Origin of the sequence: Pseudomonas sp. SCT (assembly GCF_003864275.1) — a bacterium.
Lineage (GTDB): Bacteria > Pseudomonadota > Gammaproteobacteria > Pseudomonadales > Pseudomonadaceae > Stutzerimonas > Stutzerimonas stutzeri_AE.
In genome coordinates this window covers 318,329-338,402 of record NZ_BDJA01000002.1, presented here as the reverse complement: position 1 = coordinate 338,402, position 20,074 = coordinate 318,329, and the positions used below count along the sequence as shown (strand labels likewise).

At 63.0% G+C, this 20,074-nt stretch carries 11 protein-coding genes and 4 pseudogenes; 2 read left to right on the top strand and 13 right to left on the bottom strand.

Annotated features, from left to right (window positions below; translation table 11 throughout):
* Positions 1 to 83: 83 nt before the first annotated feature.
* From rarD to fadD2, 9 genes and pseudogenes are all read right to left on the bottom strand, one after another.
* A complete protein-coding gene (gene rarD / locus BHD08_RS06075) occupies positions 84 to 977 on the bottom strand; it encodes an EamA family transporter RarD (protein ID WP_125021151.1) in 894 nt (297 codons plus the stop codon).
* A gap of 42 nt (positions 978 to 1,019) precedes the next feature.
* Entirely contained in the window at positions 1,020 to 5,102 is a 4,083-nt protein-coding gene (hrpA, locus tag BHD08_RS06070; protein ID WP_125021150.1) for an ATP-dependent RNA helicase HrpA, read from the bottom strand.
* A gap of 117 nt (positions 5,103 to 5,219) precedes the next feature.
* Positions 5,220 to 6,824 carry a M28 family metallopeptidase gene (locus BHD08_RS06065; RefSeq protein ID WP_125021149.1) on the bottom strand — a complete coding sequence of 535 codons (1,605 nt, stop codon included), beginning with the start codon at positions 6,822 to 6,824 and terminating at the stop codon, positions 5,220 to 5,222.
* 243 nt (positions 6,825 to 7,067) lie between these two features.
* A pseudogene (locus tag BHD08_RS23430) lies at positions 7,068 to 7,661 on the bottom strand (methyl-accepting chemotaxis protein); the annotation flags it as partial.
* A 312-nt stretch (positions 7,662 to 7,973) separates the two neighbouring features.
* Positions 7,974 to 8,729 (bottom strand): annotated as a pseudogene (locus tag BHD08_RS23425) (cache domain-containing protein); the annotation flags it as partial.
* A 199-nt stretch (positions 8,730 to 8,928) separates the two neighbouring features.
* Positions 8,929 to 9,522: pseudogene (locus BHD08_RS23420) on the bottom strand (methyl-accepting chemotaxis protein); the annotation flags it as partial.
* Between the two features lie 264 nt (positions 9,523 to 9,786).
* A pseudogene (locus BHD08_RS23415) lies at positions 9,787 to 10,614 on the bottom strand (cache domain-containing protein); the annotation flags it as partial.
* 171 nt (positions 10,615 to 10,785) lie between these two features.
* Positions 10,786 to 12,477, bottom strand: coding sequence for a long-chain-fatty-acid--CoA ligase FadD1 (fadD1, locus tag BHD08_RS06050; protein WP_125021147.1), 1,692 nt, complete (start codon positions 12,475 to 12,477; stop codon positions 10,786 to 10,788).
* 224 nt (positions 12,478 to 12,701) lie between these two features.
* On the bottom strand, positions 12,702 to 14,390 hold the full coding sequence (fadD2, locus tag BHD08_RS06045; RefSeq protein ID WP_015276203.1) for a long-chain-fatty-acid--CoA ligase FadD2: 1,689 nt from the start codon (positions 14,388 to 14,390) through the stop codon (positions 12,702 to 12,704).
* A gap of 275 nt (positions 14,391 to 14,665) precedes the next feature.
* Between fadD2 and BHD08_RS06040 the strand changes: the two genes are divergently transcribed.
* Positions 14,666 to 15,136, top strand: coding sequence for a MaoC family dehydratase (locus BHD08_RS06040; RefSeq protein ID WP_015276202.1), 471 nt, complete (start codon positions 14,666 to 14,668; stop codon positions 15,134 to 15,136).
* A gap of 220 nt (positions 15,137 to 15,356) precedes the next feature.
* Entirely contained in the window at positions 15,357 to 18,476 is a 3,120-nt protein-coding gene (gene pulA / locus BHD08_RS06035) for a pullulanase-type alpha-1,6-glucosidase (protein WP_015276201.1), read from the top strand.
* Positions 18,477 to 18,545: 69 nt separating this feature from the next.
* Here pulA and ccoM read toward each other — a convergent pair whose 3' ends face one another.
* From ccoM to BHD08_RS06025, 4 genes are all read right to left on the bottom strand, one after another.
* Positions 18,546 to 18,656 (bottom strand): cytochrome c oxidase subunit CcoM, encoded by a 111-nt coding sequence (gene ccoM / locus BHD08_RS23325; RefSeq protein ID WP_003281374.1) that lies wholly within the window; start codon positions 18,654 to 18,656, stop codon positions 18,546 to 18,548.
* A gap of 241 nt (positions 18,657 to 18,897) precedes the next feature.
* The gene (locus tag BHD08_RS23045; RefSeq protein ID WP_015276200.1) at positions 18,898 to 19,059 is read right to left on the bottom strand and encodes a hypothetical protein; all 162 of its coding nucleotides are present in this window, start codon (positions 19,057 to 19,059) and stop codon (positions 18,898 to 18,900) included.
* Complete coding sequence (locus tag BHD08_RS06030) at positions 19,056 to 19,688, bottom strand: alpha-ketoglutarate-dependent dioxygenase AlkB (RefSeq protein ID WP_051035497.1); 633 nt, start codon at positions 19,686 to 19,688, stop codon at positions 19,056 to 19,058. Before BHD08_RS06030 ends, BHD08_RS23045 begins: the two co-directional genes overlap by 4 nt.
* A complete protein-coding gene (locus tag BHD08_RS06025; RefSeq protein ID WP_015276198.1) occupies positions 19,675 to 19,971 on the bottom strand; it encodes a hypothetical protein in 297 nt (98 codons plus the stop codon). The genes BHD08_RS06030 and BHD08_RS06025 overlap by 14 nt, the downstream gene beginning before the upstream one ends.
* Positions 19,972 to 20,074: the final 103 nt, after the last annotated feature.

Genomic DNA, 20,074 nt, shown 5'->3' with positions numbered 1-20,074 from the left:
GAGTCGGTGGAAAATGCTTTGCCGTTTTCCACCAGACCAACCGACGCCCCCACTTCAACGTGTGGATCAAGGGCGTCCGAACGCTACCCTCGCCCTCTACGCAGCGCCCGCAACCCTTCGAAGACCAGCACAGCGATCGCAGCCCAGATAGCGGCATAGGTCAGCCATTGATCCGCCGCGATGCTTTCGCCAAGCAGCAGCGCCACGACGACCAGCAGCACCGGTTCGACATAGCTGAGCAAGCCGAACAGTGCGAGATCCAAGTGCTTGCTGGCGACGATCATCAGCGCCAGAGCCAGCGCACTTAGCGCCCCCAGACCAATGATCAGAAGCAGCAGCGCCGGGCTCGCAGCGAGCTGCTGCAGGGTGCCCCGGTCGGAAAAGGCGAACAGCGCAGCGACCGGCAGACTGATGACCAGATCGACCCACAGGCCGCCGAGGCTGGCGGTGCCAATCCAGCGGCGCAGGACGAAATAGCAGGGATAGCCTAGGGCTACGGCCAGCACCGGCCATGACAGCGACGAAGCCAGCAGCAGTTGATTGCCGACGCCCACCGCTGCCAGCAGGCACGCTAGCCGTTGCAACCGGCTGATCGCCTCACCGAAGACCAGCCGTCCGGTAAGTACCAGGGTCAGCGGCAGCAGGAAGTAGCCGAGCGAGACGTCCAGGCCGTGGCCGTTGATCGGCGCCCACATGAACAGCCAGAGCTGCAGCCCGACCAGCGCTGAGGACAGCGGCAAAGCGAGCCACAGTCGCGGCTCTACTGGTAGGCGCACCAGAATCTGCCGGACTTCGCCCCAACGCCCGATGGCGAGCAGCAGTAATGCCAGGCATGGCGCGGTGAGCAGGATGCGCCAGCCGTAGATCTGCTGGCCGGTCAACGGCTTGAGCAGCGAGGTGTAGTAGTACAGCGTGGCGAAGAGTGTCGAGGCTGCGAGCGAGCCAGCCACGCCCGCCAGCCTGTTCCGAATATCCATGGGCTTCCTGCAAATTGACGATCCGTGCGCCAGGCGCCGCTATCAGGGCTCGACCTGGCTCCACTGCTTGTTCAGACGCTTGTCGGAGACGGCCATCTTCGTGCCCAACTGCTGCGCCCAGAGCGAGACGCGATATTCCTCGAGCATCCAGCGATACAGCGCCAGCTCGGCATCGCGCTTGCCTTCCTGCAGGTGTTTCTTCAGGCGCGCCTGATACTGCTCCCAATACCCAGCCAGCTCACCGGACCAGACCCGATCACGCTGCAGCTGCGCACCGATCTTCTCGAAACGCTGCTCGATGGCTTTCAGGTAACGCGGATATTCCTTAAGCCAATCGGCGGGCGTCTCGCGGACGAAGCCGGGATAGACCAGATTACCCAGCTGCGCCTTGATGTCGTTCAGCGCCACCGCCTGGGCCAGGTCGATCTTGCCCTTGAAGCGCTTCTGCAGGCCGTGCCAGTGCTTGAGGATTTCCAGCGTCAGGCGCGCCAGGCGCTCGGCGTGCGCCGCCCAGTCACCGCGTTTGCGCTCGGCAAGCGAGGCCAGCGCGGCGCCGTCGCGCGGCAGCTGGGCTTCACCATCGAGGATGCAGCTGTCCAGGCTGGCCAGCAGGATGTCTTCGACCAGCGCATCGACCTTGCCCATGTCGCGGTAGAGCAGGCCCAGTTCGGTAAGGCCCGGCAGTTTGTTGCGCAGGTACTTGGCCGGTTCCGCCAGTTGCTGCAACAACAAGCGCTGCAGTGCGCGGCGATGCTGATAATCAGCTTCGGCCTGGGTTGGAAAGCGCCCTTCCTTGACCACCCCTGCCTCTTCTACCAGCGCCGGGTAGACGGTCATCGACAGCCCGGCCATCTTCGCCTGGGCCTTTTCTGCGACCTGGGCAAAACCCTTGGCTTCAACCGGCTTCTGTTCGGCCTTCTGCTGCGGCGGCGCCAGGGCGGCCTGGCTCGCCTCGGCGAAGCGTGCTGTCAGCTCGGCCAGGTCACGACCTTCACCAAGGAACTTGCCGCGGGCATCGACCACTTCGATGTTCATCTTCAGATGGTTTTCCAGCCCGGCGGCCGCCTCGGCCCACGCATCGTCCGATACGCGCGCACCGGTCATGCGCAGCAGCTCGCGACCCAGCGCCTCGGGCAACGAGCCTTCACCGAAGCTGATCTTGGCCAGCGCCGCGCCAACGAAATCCGGCACCGGCACGAAGTTCTTGCGCAGTGCCTTGGGCAGGTTACGCACCAGCGCCACCGCCTTGGTTTGCAGCAGCCCCGGCACCAGCCAGTCGAGCCGCTCGCTGCGCAACTGTGGCAGCAACGGCGCCGGCACCCGCAGGGTGACGCCATCGCGCGGGTGGTTGGGCTCGAAATGATATTCCAGCGACAACTGCAGCTCGCCGATGCGCAGGTAATCCGGATACTGCGCTGCGGTGACTTCGCTGGCCTCGCGCGCCAGCACGTCTTCCTCGCGCATGATCAGCAGCTGCGAGTCCTTCGCGCTTTCGCGCTTGTACCAGTTCTCGAAGCTGGCGGTCTGGTAGATGTCCGCCGGCAGGCGCGCATCGTAGTAGTCGAACAGCGTTTCCTCATCGGCGAGGATGTCGCGGCGCCGCGCCTTGGCTTCCAGTTCGTCGAGACGTTCGAGCAGTTCGCGATTGGCACTGAGGGCGCGCGCACGGCTGTGCATCTCGCCGCGCACCAGCCCTTCGCGGATGAACAGCTCGCGGGCCGCCGGCGGATCGATCGGCCCGTAGTGCACCGGCCGGCGGCCGACGACGATCATGCCGTAGAGCGTCACCTGCTCGTAAGCCACCACCTGCCCGCGCTTCTTCTCCCAGTGCGGCTCGAAGTGGTTCTTCTTGATCAGATGGCCGGCCAGCGGCTCGATCCAGTCCGGCTCGATCTTGGCGACCATGCGCGCGAACAGCTTGGTGGTTTCCACCAGTTCCGCAGCCATCAGCCAGTTGGGCTTCTTGCGCCCGATCACGCTGGAGGGATGCACCCAGAAGCGCCGCTGGCGCGCACCGAGGAAGTCGCCCTCCTCGGTCTTGTTGCCGACCTGGCTGAGCAGGCCAGCGAGGATCGCCTTGTGCACCGCCGCGTAGCTCTTGGCCTTCTGCGCCGCCTCGCTGGCTTCGGCCTGCTGGCGGAGGATGACGTTGACCTTGGTGTCGGTGGTCGGTGCGGGTTGCGGGTTGGCGCCGGTCGGACGCGAGGAAGAGGTTTCGCCGTCTTCCAGCCTGCGTGCCTTATCGGCGTGCGGTAGTTGACCGGAGCCATCCACCGACCTGCCCACACCGAGTTTGAGTTCACGGGCAATGAGCGTCAGTTGCCGATGCGCATCACGCCACTCGCGCAGGCGCAGGTAGTTCAGGAAGTTCTTCCGGCACCAGCTGCGCAATGGGTTGGAGCCCAACTCCTGGCGTTTTTCCTCGAACCCGCGCCAGAGATTGATCAGCGCGGCGAAGTCCGAATCCGGGTCCTTCCACTGCGCATGGGCCTGGTCGGCGGCCTGCTGGCGATCGGCCGGACGCTCGCGCACATCCTGCACCGAGAGTGCGCTGGCAACGATCAGCACCTCGGCCAGGCTGCCCTGCTGGGCGGCTTCGAGGAGCATGCGACCAAGCCGCGGGTCGATCGGCAGGCGCGCCAGCTGGCGGCCCAGCGGAGTCAGCTGGTTCTCGCGGTTGACCGCCGAGAGCTCCTGCAACAGGTTGAAGCCGTCGCTGATGGCCTTGCCATCCGGCGGCTCGATAAAGGGGAAATCCTGAATATCACCCAGACGCAGATGCAGCATCTGCAGGATAACCGCGGCAAGGTTCGTGCGCAGAATCTCCGGATCGGTGAATTCCGGCCGGCCGAGGAAATCCTCCTCGCTGTACAGGCGGATGCAGATACCCGGTTCGACCCGTCCGCAGCGACCCTTGCGCTGGTTGGCGCTGGCCTGTGACACCGCCTCGATCGGCAAGCGCTGAACCTTGGCGCGGTAGCTGTAGCGGCTGATGCGCGCAGTACCGGAATCGATCACGTAGCGAATGCCGGGCACGGTCAGCGACGTCTCGGCGACGTTGGTGGCCAGCACGATCTTGCGCCCCGGTCGCGACTGGAAAATCTTCTGCTGCTCGGCCGGCGTCAGCCGCGCATACAGCGGCAGCACCTCGGTGAACTTCAGATTGGCCTTGCGCAGCACCTCGGCCGCGTCGCGAATCTCGCGTTCGCCGGGCAGGAACACCAGCACGTCGCCGGGGCGCTTGCCGACGCTCTGCTCGTGGGTCGTAATTTCGTCCAGCGCGGCGAGGATGCCCTGGTCGACGGTAAGGTCGTCCTCGACCCGATTGCCGTCCTCGTCGATCTCGGCCGCCAGTGGCCGATACCAGGTTTCCACCGGATAGGTACGCCCGGACACCTCGACGATCGGCGCACCATCGAAATGCTCGGAAAAGCGCTGCAGGTCGATGGTCGCCGAGGTGATGATGACCTTCAGATCCGGCCGGCGCGGCAGCAGGGTCTTGAGGAAGCCGAGCAGGAAATCGATGTTCAGCGACCGTTCGTGGGCCTCGTCGACGATGATGGTGTCGTAACGCTCGAGGAAGCGGTCGTGCTGCGTCTCGGCCAGCAGGATGCCATCGGTCATCAGCTTGATCAGCGAGCTGTCCTTGCTCTGATCCTCGAAGCGCACCTGATAACCCACCAGCTCGCCCAGTGGTGTGCCGATTTCCTCGGCCACGCGGGTGGCAACGCTGCGTGCGGCCAGACGGCGCGGTTGGGTATGGCCGATCAGGCCATGCACGCCACGGCCGATTTCCAGGCAGATCTTCGGCAGCTGAGTGGTCTTGCCCGAGCCGGTTTCACCCGCGATCACCAGCACCTGATGCTTTTCCAGCGCGGCCTTGATCTCGTCGCGCTTGGCCGCGATCGGCAGGCTGTCATCGTAGCGAATGCTCGGCACACTCCGGCGGCGAGCTTCGACCTTAGCTACGGAGGCCTGAAAACGTTCCAGCCATTGGGCCAGCTTGCCTTCGTCCGGCTTCTTTCTCAGCTCATGCAGCTGTCGGCGCAGACGATGGCGATCAGCGAACAGGGCCTGGTCGAGATTCTTCAGCAGGGTATCGATAGCGGGCGTTGCGTCGGTCATGGACAGCCGTGCGGCAATTTCAAGGAGGGCGCGATTGTCGCAGATTTGCCCGGCAGGCCGAAGGGAAAGGGATGTTTGGAGGGACCGCGCCGGCTAGCCGGCGCGGTATTCAGGCGATCAACGGATCCAGTGACCCCAGCGCGACTTCTCCTGCACTTGCTGAATGCGCATGGTGCCGATGCTCTGCTCGGCCGCGGCGGCGATCTCGTCATCGATCATCTTGGTCGAAAGCGAGAGCCAGCTGGTGGCGAAGGCCAGCGCATCGCCATGCAGCTCCAGGGCTTCGGTGGAGATGTTGCCCAGGTTGTCGCACGGTGTGTGATAGCACTGGTCGAACGACTCCCCGGCGATGCCGCCATAACGCTGCGCCTGCTCCTCGGTCTTGATGTCCTCGGCACCGGTGAACAGTCCGCCGAAGGCAATGCCGTCTTCGAAGAACTGTGCGTAGTCGGAGCGGAAATCGATCTCGGTGCCTTCCGACGGCGCATTGCGCAGCTGGAAGTAGGTGCGCAGCAGACGCTCGATGGCGGCCGAGCCGGGTGGTCCCTGCAGGCCGAAGTCGGAGCCGTCGCCGTCGTAGATGAAGTTGGCGTAGTTCGGCGAACCGATCATGTCGACGTTCAGGTAGGCCTTGATGCGCCGCTTCTGCTCATCCGGCAATTGCGTGACGTAGTAGGTCGAGCCGACCAGCCCGGACTCCTCGGCACCCCACCAGGCGAAACGCACCTTGTTTTCCGGCCGCGCCTTGCTCATCAGCAGTGCCATTTCCAGCAGCGCGGCGCTGCCCGAACCGTTGTCGTTGATGCCGGCGCCCTCGAACACCGAGTCCAGATGCGCGCCGACCATGATCACATTGCTCGGGTCACCGCGACGTGTTTCGGCCAGCAGGTTGTAGGTTTCGGTCTGCTCGCGTACCACATCGACATTCATGCTCAGCTGCAGACCTGCGGTCTGCGACCAAGCCACACCGTTGTCGTAGGTGGAGAACATCACCGGAATGCCGCCGCTGTAGTCCTCGCCCAGGGTCGCTACCAGTAGCCCCTTGCGGTCCTCGGTGTCGCCCTGGTTGAAGATGATTGCCCCCGCCGCACCGGCCGCAGCGGCATTGGTCGCCTTCTGCCCGAACGGGCAGGTGCCGCGCTGCATCAGTGCGATGGCCCCCGCTGGGAAGCCGGCAAAGTCCTCGGGCTCGCAGCCGCTGGTGGAGGTGTTGCCGGCACCGAGCGCCAGGTCAACCGGCACCACCGGTGCGGTGACGTTGCCGGGGTCGGTCTGGTCGGCATAGGAGAAATCCTCTTCCCATACGTACTGCACCGGTTGCGGCGCCACCGCACTCAGCGTGCCGGGGCTGACCGGGTAAAAGGCGAGGAAGGGAAAGGCCTGTATCTCGACCCGATAGCCAGCCCGCTGCAGACGGCTGCGCACATAGTCGATCGAGGCTTGATAGCCAGGCTGACCGGATGCGCGATTACCGTCATTCATCGTGGCGATATCCTGCAGCGCCTCCAGATGCTTCATGACGTTGCTCGCCTGCATGCAACGCGGCAGACCGACCGGCGTGCCAACCAGCAGCGGCGAACGACAAAGCGCGGCGTTCGGCTTGTCAGGCGTCCAGAAGTCATTGAATTGCGCGGTGTCTACCTGCGGCGCCGCAAAAGCGACACTGCCGGTAAGTAATGCGAGAGAAGCAACTACCCGAACAGCATTGTTTTTCTTGTGCATGGGTAACTCATCCTTGCAACGGATTGATGGGCAGGCCGCCTGTGGCTTGCGCCATCGTCCCCTACGGCTTTAAGCGGACGCGGCCATAGGGAGCTAGACCGAGCGGCCGCCGTCTCGGTTCTGAGACAGCCGCCCGCCGGTAGCACCGTTTATCGGGATGAGGGAACTTCGCTGGAGATCACCGGCGTTCGGAAAGGAATTCCGCGCCTTGGCGGCAGGCATTGCACCTGCCGCCCAGCTGCATCAGATGCGGAACTGACCCACCAGCTTCTGCAAGCGCTCGGCTAGCCCATTGAGCTCGCGCGATGTCTGCGCACCCTGCGCGGCATCGCTGGCCACCCCATCCACCGCATCGGCGATGTGATGCACGCTGCGGTTGATCTCCTCGGCCACCGCGGTCTGCTCCTCGGCGGCGGCAGCGATCTGCGCGTTCATCGAGTTGATCGTGCCGATCAATGCAGAGATCGCATCCAGCGACTCACCCGCCTGGTTGGCCTGATCACGGGTGCTCTCGCCTTTCTCGCCGGCGCGCAACATGGTGGAGACAGTGTTCGAGGTCGCGCTCTGCAAGCGGTCGATCATGCCCTGGATCTCCCCGGTGCTCTGCTGCGTGCGACTGGCCAGGGCACGGACCTCATCGGCAACCACGGCGAAACCACGGCCGGCCTCACCGGCACGCGCCGCCTCGATGGCCGCGTTGAGTGCGAGCAGATTGGTCTGCTCGGCAATCGCGCGGATCACGTCGAGCACGCCGACGATGCCCTTCACGTCCTGCTGCAAGCCTTCCAGCGACTCGCCACTGCCACGCAGCTCGCCAACCAGTTCATGGATCTGACGGATGCTCTGATCAACCACCTGCTTGGCGGCAACGCCCTGCTGATCGGTCTCCCGCGCCGCCTCGGCGGCACGCTGGGCGCTCATTGCCACTTCATGGGCCGCGGCGGACATCTCGTTGATGGCCGTGGCGACCTGATCGGTCTCGCTGCGCTGATCAGCCATCGCCTGCTCGGAACGCTGTGCCTGACTGGCTACCGCGCCGACCAGACCGCTGAGCTGGGTGGTGGTGCCGGCGACCTGCTGTACCAGCGAATGGATCTTCTCGACGAAACGATTGAACGACATCGCCAGCTCACCCAGCTCGTCCTGGCTGGTGATCGGCAGGCGCTGGGTCAGGTCGCCGTCGCCCTGAGCCATATCGTCCAGGTTGCGCTTGATCAGCAGCAGCGGGCTCAAAAGTGCGTTGCTCATGAAAATGGCCAACAGTGCCATCAGCACCAGCAGCGCGAATGCCGACACGAGCATGATGGTCACCAGGCCATCGATGCGCTTCTGAAATTCTGCCCGCGCGGCCTGCACGTCGCGCTCCACACCGTCGAGGTTCAACGAGGTACCGAAGACCATCTTCCACTTCGGCAGGAACTCCGCATAACCCACCTTCGGCACCAGCTCGCTGCTGTTGCCCAGCACGAAGCTGTAATCGACATAGCGGCTACCGTCCTGCCCCGCCCGCACCAGCTCACGGATGGCGTAGACGCCGTTGGGATCGCGGTAGTCATAGAAGCTTTGGCCGATCTTGTCCTTGGTATTGCCTTGCAGAATGCGTACGGCCTGGGTGTCGTAGCCCCAGAAATAGCCGTCCTTGCCGTAAGAAAGTCGTTCGAGAATGGCCACGGCCTGATCACGGGCCTGCATGTCGCCCTCGGCGGAGCGCTCGTAGATCGGGCCGATGGCATTGCGCGCCAGTTCGACGTAATGCTTGAGTTCGGCGCGGCGGTCCTGGATGAGGCTGTCACGGGTGTGCGCTTCCTGCTGTTCGGCAAGGCTCTGCAACTCATACACCGCAATCCCGCTGAGCAGGATCGCAAGCAGCAGAATCGGGCCCAGCGCGAGCAGCAGCAACTTCATTCGTAGACGAAGATTGGAAAGCATATGGTTCGATCCCGTAGGTACGTTGAGCGGAATAAATGCGACAGAAAACAGGCGCCACTTAAACGCCATGACCGCAGTACTCTTTCGTTGTCGACCTCGGTGATCTTTTCTTTACCTCGAAAGCAGCAAAACCCTGCCAAGCAGGGTTTCGCTAAGCCGCTGGCTAGAGCGGTTATCAGATTCGGAACTGGCCAACCAGACGCTGCAGCTGCTCGGCCAGGCCATTCAGCTCCCGGGCCGTCTGCGCACCCTGCGCGGCATCGCTGGCCACCCCATCCACCGCATCGGCGATGTGATGCACGCTGCGGTTGATCTCCTCAGCCACTGCGGTCTGTTCCTCGGCGGCGGCGGCGATTTGCGCGTTCATCGAGTTGATCGTGCCAATCAATGCAGAGATGGCATCCAGCGATTCCCCAGCCTGGTTGGCGTGATTCCGCGTGCTTTCGCCCTTCTCTCCGGCGCGCAGCATGGTGCCGACGGTGTGTGAAGTCGCATTCTGCAGCCGATCGATCATGCCCTGGATCTCCCCGGTGCTCTGCTGCGTGCGACTGGCCAGGGCACGGACCTCATCGGCAACCACGGCGAAACCACGGCCGGCCTCACCGGCACGCGCCGCCTCGATGGCCGCGTTGAGTGCGAGCAGATTGGTCTGCTCGGCAATCGCGCGGATCACGTCGAGCACGCCGACGATGCCCTTCACGTCCTGCTGCAAGCCTTCCAGCGACTCGCCACTGCCACGCAGCTCGCCAACCAGTTCATGGATCTGACGGATGCTCTGATCAACCACCTGCTTGGCGGCAACGCCCTGCTGATCGGTCTCCCGCGCCGCCTCGGCGGCACGCTGGGCGCTCATTGCCACTTCATGGGCCGCGGCGGACATCTCGTTGATGGCCGTGGCGACCTGATCGGTCTCGCTGCGCTGATCGGCCATCGCCTGCTCGGAGCGCTGCGCCTGACTGGCTACCGCGCCGACCAGACCGCTGAGCTGAGTCGTCGTGCCGGCGACCTGACGCACGAGAGCGTGAATCTTCTCGACGAAGCGGTTGAAGGAAGTCGACAGTTCGCCTAGCTCATCGCGGCTGGTGATCGGCAGCCGATGAGTCAGGTCACCGTCACCCTGGGCCATGTCGTCAAGGTTCTGCTTGATCTGCAGCAGGGCGCGCAGGATTGCGTTGCTCATCAGGACCGCGAGGCCAGCCATCAGAATCAGCAGCAGCAATGCCGAGCCAAGCATGATCAGCGTGAGGCCGTCGATGCGCGCCTGGAAGACAGCGCGAGCTTCGACAACGTCGCGCTCGACGTCATCCAGATTCAGCGAAGTGCCGAATACCAGGTTCCACTTCGGCAGGTATTCCGCGTAGCCGACCTTGGGCACCAGCGCATTGCTGCCGGGAACGGCAAAGCTGTAGTCGACATAGTGGCTCGAATCCTGTCCCGCCTTGACCAGCTCGCGAATGGCAAAGACGCCATTGGGGTCGCGGTAATCAGCAAAGCTCTCGCCAATGCGCTCACGCGTGGCACCCTGAAACACCCGCCGCGACTGGCCGTCATAGCCCCAGAAATAGCCTTCACTGCCATAGCTCAGGCGCTCGAAGATGGCCACCGCCTGGCTTCGTGCCTGCATGTCACCTTCGGCGGAGCGTTCATAGATCGGCCCGATGGCGTTCTTTGCCAGTTCGACGTAGTGCTTGAGTTCGGCACGGCGATCACGGATCAGGCTCGCCCGGGTCTGTGCCTCCTGCTGGTCAGCCAGATCCTTTAGCTGTACTACCGAAACTCCACTGAGCACTACCGCAAGCAGCAGAATCGGGCCAAGCGCAAGCAAAAGCAGCTTCGCCCGCAGGCGTAAGGACGACAACATCTGGTAAATCCCCAAAAAAAACACGGTTAAGTAGTGCCATTGTGCCACCGACTACAGAACCAGGAGAACGCGACCAAATGCCAATTAAGGGAATTGCCGACGCTGCCGATGAACGCCGTTCGCATAAATAAAAAACCCCGCGAGGCGGGGTTATTTTTTGCGCTGCGGTGCTTACTTCTTATGCCCCAGCTTGCGCAGTTCCTCGTCGCGCAGCTCGCGACGCAGGATCTTGCCGACATTGGTGGTCGGCAGGCTGTCGCGGAATTCCACGGCTTTCGGCCGCTTGTAACCGGTCAGGTTGTCATGCATGTGCTGCATGACCTGCTCCTTGGTCAGGCTCTCGCCCGGCTTGACCACCACGAACAGCTTGATCGCCTCGCCCGACTTCTCGTCCGGCACGCCGATGGCAGCGCACTGCAGCACGCCCGGTAGGCTGGCGAGCACGTCCTCCAGCTCGTTGGGATACACGTTGAAGCCGGACACCAGAATCATGTCCTTCTTGCGGTCAACGATGCGGATGTAGCCATCTTCCTGGATGACGCCGATGTCGCCCGTCTTGAACCAGCCCTGCGCATCGATTACTTCGTCGGTGGCCTCCGGCCGCTGCCAGTAGCCCTTCATCACCTGGGGACCCTTGATGCACAGCTCGCCGATCTCGCCCTGCGCCAGGTCCTGGCCGTCATCGTTGATGACCTTGAACTGTGTAGAGGGAACCGGGATGCCGATGGAGCCGAGCTGAATGTGCTCGATGGGATTGACCGAGGCCACTGGGCTGGTTTCGGTCAGGCCGTAACCTTCGCAGATCGGGCAACCAGTGACCTGCTTCCAGCGTTCGGCCGTGGCCAGCTGCAGCGCCATGCCACCAGACAGGGTGACCTTGAGCGCGGAGAAATCAAGCTTGCGGAAGTCTTCGCTGTTGCACAGTGCAACGAACAGGGTATTGAGACCGACGAAGCCGCTGAAGCGGTACTTGCCGAGATCCTTGATCATCGCCGGCAGATCGCGCGGGTTTGAGATCAGGATGTTGTGGTTGCCGCTGAGCATCATCGCCATGCAGTGAAAGGTGAAGGCGTAGATGTGATAGAGCGGCAATGGCGCGATCAGTACTTCGCTGCCGTCATTGAGGTTCGAGCCCATCAGCGCCTTGCACTGCAGCATGTTGGCGACGATGTTGCGGTGGGTCAGCATGGCGCCCTTGGCCACGCCGGTGGTGCCGCCGGTGTATTGCAGCACGGCCACGTCATCGCTCTTCGGCGACGCCTCGCGCACAGGCTTGCCACGGCCCAGCGCCAGCGCATCGTTGAGCTTGACGGCTTTCGGCAGGCTGTAGGCCGGCACCATCTTCTTCACATGCTTGACCACCGCGTTGACCAGCATGCGCTTGAGCGGCGGCAGCATGTCGGCGACTTCGGTGATGACCACGTGCTTGATGCCGGTCTTGGGCAACACTTCCTCGGCCAGATGCGCCATGTTGGCCAGGCATACCAGCGCCTTGGCGCCAGCGTCGTTGAACTGGTGTTCCATCTCCCGCGCGGTGTACAGCGGGTTGGTGTTGACCACGATGAGGCCGGCACGCATGGCGCCGAACACGACGATGGGGTACTGAATCAGGTTGGGCAGCTGCACGGCGATGCGGTCGCCGGGCTGAAGATCGGTGTTCTGCTGCAGGTAGGCGGCGAAGTCACCAGAGAGCTTGTACAGCTCACCGTAGGTCAGGGTCTTGCCGAGATTGCTGAACGCCGGCTTGTCCGCGAAGCGCTCGCATGACTGTTTAAGCACAGCCTGGATGTTCTGGTATTCGTCAGGGTTGATCTCGCTGGAGACCCCAACAGGATATTTATCCTTCCAGAAGTTATCGGTCATGAACCCCACTCCTAAGCAACAGCTTTATCACTGCGCGATGGCAGCTGTTTTGTTGTGATTTGTTAACTTTTGTACCGCGTATCGGGCAAAAAGCGTTCCCGAGGTTAGCAGCTTTGCATTGGAGCGAATAGAGCCCGAGACGGGTCTATTCGACATAAAGTGACCGAAACAAATATCCCGGTCACTTTCGTGGGTTTCCCTGAAACCACCTTCAGGCAGAGTCGTCAGGCGATATCGCGCAGTTCACGCCGCAATATCTTGCCTACTGGCGTCATCGGCAGTGCATCGCGGAATACGTAGTGCCGCGGCATCTTGTAGCCGGTGAAATTCTCCCGGCAGTAGGCATGAAGCTCGTCCTGATCAAGCGTCGGATCGCTCGGTACGACGAACAGTTTGACCGCCTCGCCGGACTTCTCGTCCGCCACGCCAATGGCAGCGCATGCCGCTACCTTCGGATGGGCCATCACCACGTCCTCGATCTCGTTGGGGTAGACGTTGAAGCCAGAAACGATGATCAGATCCTTCTTGCGATCGACGATGCTGACGAAACCGTCCTCGTCAATCACCGCGATGTCGCCAGTCTTCAGCCAGCCCTCCTCGTCCAGCACTTCGGCCGTGGCGTCGGGGCGCTGCCAGTAGCCCTTCATCACCTGCGGGCCCTTGACGCACAGCTCGCCGCGCTCGCCGAGCGGCAAGGCGTTGCCTTCGTCATCGATGACCTTGACCGTGGTGCCGGGCACCGGCAGCCCGACGGTGCCGAGGCGCGAGTGCTCGCCGTGCGGGTTCGCGCAGACCACCGGCGACGTCTCGGTCAGGCCGTAGCCCTCGACAACCGTGCAACCGGTCATGCTCTTCCAGCGCTCGGCGACTGCCGACACCAAAGCGGTACCACCCGAATTGGTGCCTTTGAGACGGGAGAAGTCGATTTTCTTGAACTGCGGGTGGGCCATCAGGGCGACGAACAGCGTGTTGAGTCCGAGGAAGGCGGAGAACTGCCAGCGCTGCAGCTCCTTGACGAAGCCGTTGATATCCCGCGGATTGGTGATCAGTACGTTGTGGTTGCCGGTGACCACCATGCACATGCAGTTCACCGTGAACGCATAGATATGGTAGAGCGGCAGCGGCGCGATCATCACTTCCTGGCCTTCACGGATAATCGGGTGGCCGTGCTCGTCCAGCTGCTGCATGTTGGCTCGCACCTGCTGCATGTTCGCCACTAGGTTGCCATGGGTCAGCATGGCGCCCTTGGCCACGCCGGTCGTGCCGCCGGTGTACTGCAGCACGGCGACGTGATCGAGCTCCAGCGGCGCCGGTTTGTGGTTGTGGCGGGCCCCGTCACGCAGCACGTCCTTGAAGGAAATGGCTTGCGGCAGGCTGTAATCCGGCACCATCTTCTTCAGGTGCTTGACCGCCGCGTTGACCAGCACGCCCTTGAGCGGCGGCAGCATGTCGCCGATGCGCACTTCGATCAGGTGTTCGATGGCCGTATCGGGCAGCACCTCCTGCACGTTATGGCCGAAGGTATTGAGGTACACCAGCGCCCGCGCACCGGAATCCTGGAACTGGTGGCGCATCTCCCGCGAGGTGTAAAGCGGGTTGGTATTGACCACGATAAGACCGGCGCGCAGAGCACCGAATACCGCGATGGGATACTGCAAAAGGTTGGGCATCTGAATGGCGATGCGGTCGCCAGGCTGCAGATCGGTATGGTGCTGCAACCAGGCGGTAAAAGCGGCGGAGTGGCGCTCCAGATCGGAGTAGCTGAGGGTGACACCCATATTGCTGAATGCAGGGCGGTCCGCATGGGTCTTGCAGGCGCGCTCGAACACTTCGACGACCGAGCGATAAACCCCCATATCGATGTCGTTGGGCACGCCGGCAGGGCGTTTGTCATTCCAGAATTCAGGCTGCATTGTTATTGGCCTCTTTACCTGAGAGTGTCTGGCCCACGCATGGTGGGCTCTGGCGAACTTAGCAGGTCGACGTCGCGACGCAACAGCTCAAGCCGCACAAATCACTGATGTGAATCTTCCGTCACGCTGCCGAACGCGTCCGGGCCCGGGACAACCGGGGCACATGCCTCTAGAATGCTGCCCCAGCGCGCGGACACCGGCTGTAGCGGATCGCGCGACACGCTTCGATCCATCGGGCGCAGCATCTGGCGCGCCGACCAGCCTGAGGACACTCCATGAGCACTATCAGCAATACGCCCTACGCCGAACTGGAAGTTGGCCAGCAAGCGAGCTTCGAAAAACACGTTGAGGAAAGGGACATCCAGCTGTTCGCTGCCATGTCCGGCGACCGCAACCCGGTCCACCTGGACGCGGATTTCGCCGCCGGTACGCTGTTCAAGGAGCGCATCGCCCATGGCATGTTCAGCGGCGCGCTGATCAGCGCTGCCGTCGCCTGCACCATGCCTGGCCCTGGCACCATCTATCTCGGCCAGACCATGAAATTCACCCGCCCGGTGAAGATCGGCGACACCCTGACCGTGCGCCTGGAAATCCTCGAAAAGCTGCCGAAGAACCGCGTGCGCATCGCCACCCGCGTGTTCAACCAGAACGAGGAACAGGTGGTCGACGGCGAAGCCGAAGTGCTCGCGCCGCGCAAGCAGGAAACCGTCGAGCTGAAGGAACTGCCGCCGATCACCATCGGCTGAGCATTACCAGGTTCACTACCCCGTCGCGTGACGGGGGCAATCTGAGGGCGCCTGGTTGGCGCCCTCAGCATTTCCAGCAATGCCCGACCGGGGGACAAGCAGAACGCCATTACGGCCTGGGCCTACGCCCCGGGCAGAGCCCTAGCGGAGGATGCGTGTCGGATACCTCGGGCTGACCATCGAGCGAGCAGTACAACAAGAACAACAATGGGACCTTTCCATGCTCATTCGCTCGATCGCTTACCGGCGCCTGGCGGCGCTCGTCCTCGGCGGCTTGTCGCTGGCCATGCAACCCGCTTCGGCTGCCCCGCTCGACCATGGCTCCGACGAAGCCCTGCTCTACTACCAGCGCGCCGACGGCGACTACAACGGCTGGGGCCCACACCTGTGGAATACCCCCGACTGCAATGGCAGTGCGACTGAAACCAGCTGGGCGCAACCGCTCACAGCAGCCGGGACCGATCCGGAGTACGGCGCGTTCTACCGCATCCCACTGAGCGTCGACGCCAGCTGCCTGAACCTGATCATGCACAAGGGCGACGAGAAGGATCTCGGCGGTGGCGACCTGACCTGGCGCTTCGACGAGCTGGGCCGTCGCGTCTTCACGGTCAGCGGCAACCCACAGCTGTCCAGCACGCCGCTGAGCGGCAGCGCAGTGGCGATCAAGGGCGCGCGGGCGCATTGGCTCGATCCGTTCACACTCGCACTGGTGAACGGCGCGCCGGGCGCCAGCCGGCTGGAACTGCGCTATGCCAGCGACGCCAGCATCCGCATCGACGGCGAGGCACGTACCGTCAGCGGCGGGCAAAGCCTGGTGTTGCAGCCGTCTGCCCTGCGCAATGGCCTCAAGCGCCAACACCCGCATTTGGCGAACGCCCCTGCTTATCGGATCACCGCAGGTGCAAGAGACATTCGCCGCGCCGTGATGAGCCAACTGGTGGTGGTCGCCTATGACGCCGATGACCGGGTCATCGATGCCACCGAGGTGCAGACTGCCGGCATCCTCGACATGCTGTTTGCATACAACGGCGAGCTGGGTGCGACGCTCGCTGCCAAAGGCGTCTCCTTCAAGCTCTGGGCGCCGACCGCGCAGCGGGTTCGCCTGCACGTGTTCGATGCCGCCAAACGGCTGCTACCCGGTTATCCCAAACTTATGCAGGAGCGGCTCGGCGTCTGGAGCCTGGAAGGCCCGCGCTCACTGGATCGGCAGTATTACCAGTACGAAGTCACCGCTTACCGGCCAAGCACCGGCACGATCGAGACAACACTGGTCAGCGATCCCTACGCCCTGAGCCTGTCACGCAACAGCCAGTACGCCCAGGTGGTCGATCTGAACGCCGATGATCTCAAGCCCGCCGGCTGGGATGCCGTGCGTCCGCCACGCCCGCAGCGTCCCGAGGCGAACGTGATCTACGAAACCCATCTGCGCGACTTCAGCGCCAGCGACACCAGCCTGCCAGCGGCGCTGCGCGGCACCTACGCAGCGTTTACCCATCAGCACAGCGACAGCATGCGGCACCTGCGCGATCTGCAGAAAGCCGGGCTCACCCATGTGCAGCTGCTGCCGGTGTTCGACATCGCCACCATCGACGAAGACCCTGCCCGGCGGATCAATCTGGACGACCCTTTCGCCAAGCTCTGCGACCTGTCGGATGCCGCCCGGGAGCGCTGGGCGCAGTACTGTGGCGCAGCGAGCATCCGTCAGGTGCTAGCGGGCTTCGACCCGGCCAGCGGTCAGGCGCAATCGCTGTACAACGACTTGCGCGGGCTGGACGACTTCAACTGGGGCTACGACCCCTTCCACTTCACTGCGCCCGAGGGCAGCTACGCCAGCGACGCCGAAGGCGTGCAGCGGATCATCGAGTTCCGCCAGATGGTGCAGGCCTTGGCCGGCAACGACCTGGCCACGGTGATGGACGTGGTCTACAACCACACCAACGCCTCCGGCCTGGCCGAAAAATCCGTCCTGGACAAGGTCGTGCCCGGTTACTACCACCGCCGCAACCCCACCACCGGCGCGGTGGAAACCTCGACCTGCTGCGAGAACACCGCCAGCGAGCACCGCATGATGGCCAAGCTGATGACCGACTCGCTGAAGGTCTGGGCACGCGACTACAAGATCGCCGGCTTTCGCTTCGATCTGATGGGTCACCATATGCGCGAGCAGATCATCGATGCGTATCGCGCCGTTCGCCGTATCGACCGCGACACCTATTTCTACGGCGAAGGCTGGGAATTCGGCGAGGTCGCCGGCAACGCACGCGGCATCAATGCCAACCAGGCGAACATGGCCGGTACCGGTGTCGGCACTTTCAACGACCGGCAACGTGATGCGGTCCGTGGCGGCAGCCCCTTCGACAGCGGCGACAGCATTCGTCGCAACCAGGGCTTCGCCAACGGCCTCTATCTGCGGCCCAACGAGCTGAGCGCCGCCGGGGCGCAGGAGAAGGCGCAACTGCTGCACGCCGCCGATCTGATCCGCGTTGGCATCGCCGGTGGCCTGCGCGATTTCCAGTTCGTCACCGCCGACGGCAGCATGCGCAAGGGCAGCGAGATCGACTACAACGGCCAGCCCGCCGGCTATACGCTGGACCCGCAGGAAACCGTCAATTACGTCTCAAAGCACGACAACCAGACGCTATGGGACAACAACCAGTACAAGTTCGCCAGCAGCCTGTCGGTGGCCGACCGGGTCCGGCTGCACCTGGTGGCGCTGTCGGTGCCGCTGTTCAGCCAAGGCGTGCCCTTCATCCATCTCGGCTCCGACATTCTGCGCTCCAAGTCCATGCAGCGTGACAGCTACGACTCGGGAGACTGGTTCAATGCGGTGGATTTCAGCTACCAGGACAACAACTGGAACAAAGGCTTGCCGCGTGCGGACAAGGACGGCGACAACTGGCCGCTGATTCGCAGAATCATCGTCGACCCACAGGCCAAACCCGGCCCTACCGAGATCGTCACGGCGAAGCGGCGTTTTCTTGAGCTGCTGAAAATCCGTAGCGACAGCCAGCTGTTCCAGCTCGACAGCGCCCACGAAGTGCAGCGACGCCTGCAGTTTCACAACACCGGGCCCGAACAGCAGCCTGGGGTGATCGCCTTCAGCCTGGCGGATGCACCGCACGACGGTCGCGATCTGGACCGCCGGTACAGCTCATTGAAGGTGGTGATCAATGCATCGGCCCAACGGGCTCGGCTGCCGGGCGCCGACGGCTACCAGCTGCATCCGGCGTTGAAGAGTTCGATCGATCCGATCAGTCGCCAGGCCAAGGTCGTCGATGGGGAGTTCCAGGTGCCGGCGTTCACGACGAGCGTGTTCGTCCAACCCCAGACCCGTCGATAAATCGCGCGCAAAAAAAAAGGCGACCATGGGTCGCCTAAATGCCTTGCGTGCTCTTTGAATCTGTCGGGATCAGCTCTTCTTGTGAGCGTCCCGCCAGATGAAATATCCGAAACCTGCGAGGAAGGCGACCATCAGGCCGACCGTGACCACCCCTGCGAGCACCACATTATCGACAAACATGAGACCTACCTCCGACACTTGATTCGCTGTTCGATGGGTTCAAGTTAAACCCGCTGCCGCAGAGAAAAATTGACCCGGATCAATGGCCGCAAAATGGCGGGCACAGGCGCGCGCAACGACTGATCCAAGTCAAGAAAACAGGGGTATAGGAGTCGAAAAACAGCAGGGAAAGCGCAAATGCGCGGGGAAGTACAGGCAGCTAATAGCGAATCGATATGTGCGATATGAAGAGGGACCGCAACTAACGCTTCTTCGAAGTGCGTTTGCCTTTCTTCTTTGCCTTGCCCAGCGGCAGCACCTGCTCGAAGACCTTGCGCATCTCTTCGAGGCGTTTGTCATTGAGGTCATGCACACGCTTGGCGCGCTCGGCGCTGAAGTCGATCAGTTTCTCGTCGGTACTCATCGCGTCGGTCTCGGCTGGATCAGGCGGAAAGTCAGGTTGAGACGCGGTTCCAGCACTTTGCTGGTCCGCGCGATCTGGTGCTGCCAATGATGCTGCGTTACGCCCCCCATGACCAGCAGCGAGCCATGGCCCAGTACAAGTGAATGCTGGATCCGCCCGCTGCCCTTGCGTCGCAGGTCGAAGCGCCGCTCGGCGCCCAGGCTCAGCGAAGCGACGGTGGGGCAATCGCCCAGCTCGGGCTCATCGTCACTGTGCCAACCCATGGCGTCGCGTCCATCGCGATACAGGTTCAGCAACACGCCGTTGAAGCGCTGGCCGGTGTCCTTCTGCAGACGCTCACGGATTTCCTGCAACAGCGGCGTCCAGGCCAGCGGATCATGGCGCTGGCCGGAATAGCGATACCCGGCGTCCGCGTCGCCGTACCAGGCGACCATGCGTGGTACTGCAACCTGGCGGCCATAGATGCGAATTTCGGGTTGCGACCAGGGCGTGGCGCTGATGAGTTCCTCCAGCCAGGCATCGGCGGTTTCGCTGTCGGCCCACCCCGGTTGGTAGTCCAGTGCGGCATCCGGCAACTCGATCGATGAAGCGTGGCTCGGGTCGGTCGTGAACACCTCAGACCTCGACATCAACCCAGAGCCCCTGTCGCGGCAGCTCCTCAAGCTCGGCCTGGTCCTGCTCATCGGTCTCGCCGGTCGCCAGCTCCTCCGGGGTGTAACCCCGGCGCTGACGCCGCCGCTGCTCGTCGCGCAACATCTGCTCACTCTCTTGAGGGTGCCGGCGGTCGAGGCTGACTGCGCTTTCGCTGGAGCTCGGCTGCACGGGCGTAACCGGTGCGATCTCCGGGCGCGGCTTGACCACGTCCTGCTGGGCGTTGACCGGAAATACGCCTGATGGGATGGGTGGCAGCATGCTCGTTACCCCTCTATACCGATGAATCGGCGTGGCACCAGCCAACTTTAACAGGACCGCTACACTTCATGCGTCACGCAGTCGCCATCGGCCGTCGCTCTGA

Excerpts from the sequence above, each read along its gene's own strand:
- rarD (WP_125021151.1), bottom strand. The coding sequence starts at position 977 with ATGGATATTCGGAACAGGCTGGCGGGCGTGGCTGGCTCGCTCGCAGCC.
- hrpA (WP_125021150.1), bottom strand. The coding sequence starts at position 5,102 with ATGACCGACGCAACGCCCGCTATCGATACCCTGCTGAAGAATCTCGAC.
- BHD08_RS06065 (WP_125021149.1), bottom strand. The coding sequence starts at position 6,824 with ATGCACAAGAAAAACAATGCTGTTCGGGTAGTTGCTTCTCTCGCATTA.
- fadD1 (WP_125021147.1), bottom strand. The coding sequence starts at position 12,477 with ATGACCGATAACTTCTGGAAGGATAAATATCCTGTTGGGGTCTCCAGC.
- fadD2 (WP_015276203.1), bottom strand. The coding sequence starts at position 14,390 with ATGCAGCCTGAATTCTGGAATGACAAACGCCCTGCCGGCGTGCCCAAC.
- BHD08_RS06040 (WP_015276202.1), top strand. The coding sequence starts at position 14,666 with ATGAGCACTATCAGCAATACGCCCTACGCCGAACTGGAAGTTGGCCAG.
- pulA (WP_015276201.1), top strand. The coding sequence starts at position 15,357 with ATGCTCATTCGCTCGATCGCTTACCGGCGCCTGGCGGCGCTCGTCCTC.
- ccoM (WP_003281374.1), bottom strand. The coding sequence starts at position 18,656 with ATGTTTGTCGATAATGTGGTGCTCGCAGGGGTGGTCACGGTCGGCCTG.
- BHD08_RS23045 (WP_015276200.1), bottom strand. The coding sequence starts at position 19,059 with ATGAGTACCGACGAGAAACTGATCGACTTCAGCGCCGAGCGCGCCAAG.
- BHD08_RS06030 (WP_051035497.1), bottom strand. The coding sequence starts at position 19,688 with ATGTCGAGGTCTGAGGTGTTCACGACCGACCCGAGCCACGCTTCATCG.
- BHD08_RS06025 (WP_015276198.1), bottom strand. The coding sequence starts at position 19,971 with ATGCTGCCACCCATCCCATCAGGCGTATTTCCGGTCAACGCCCAGCAG.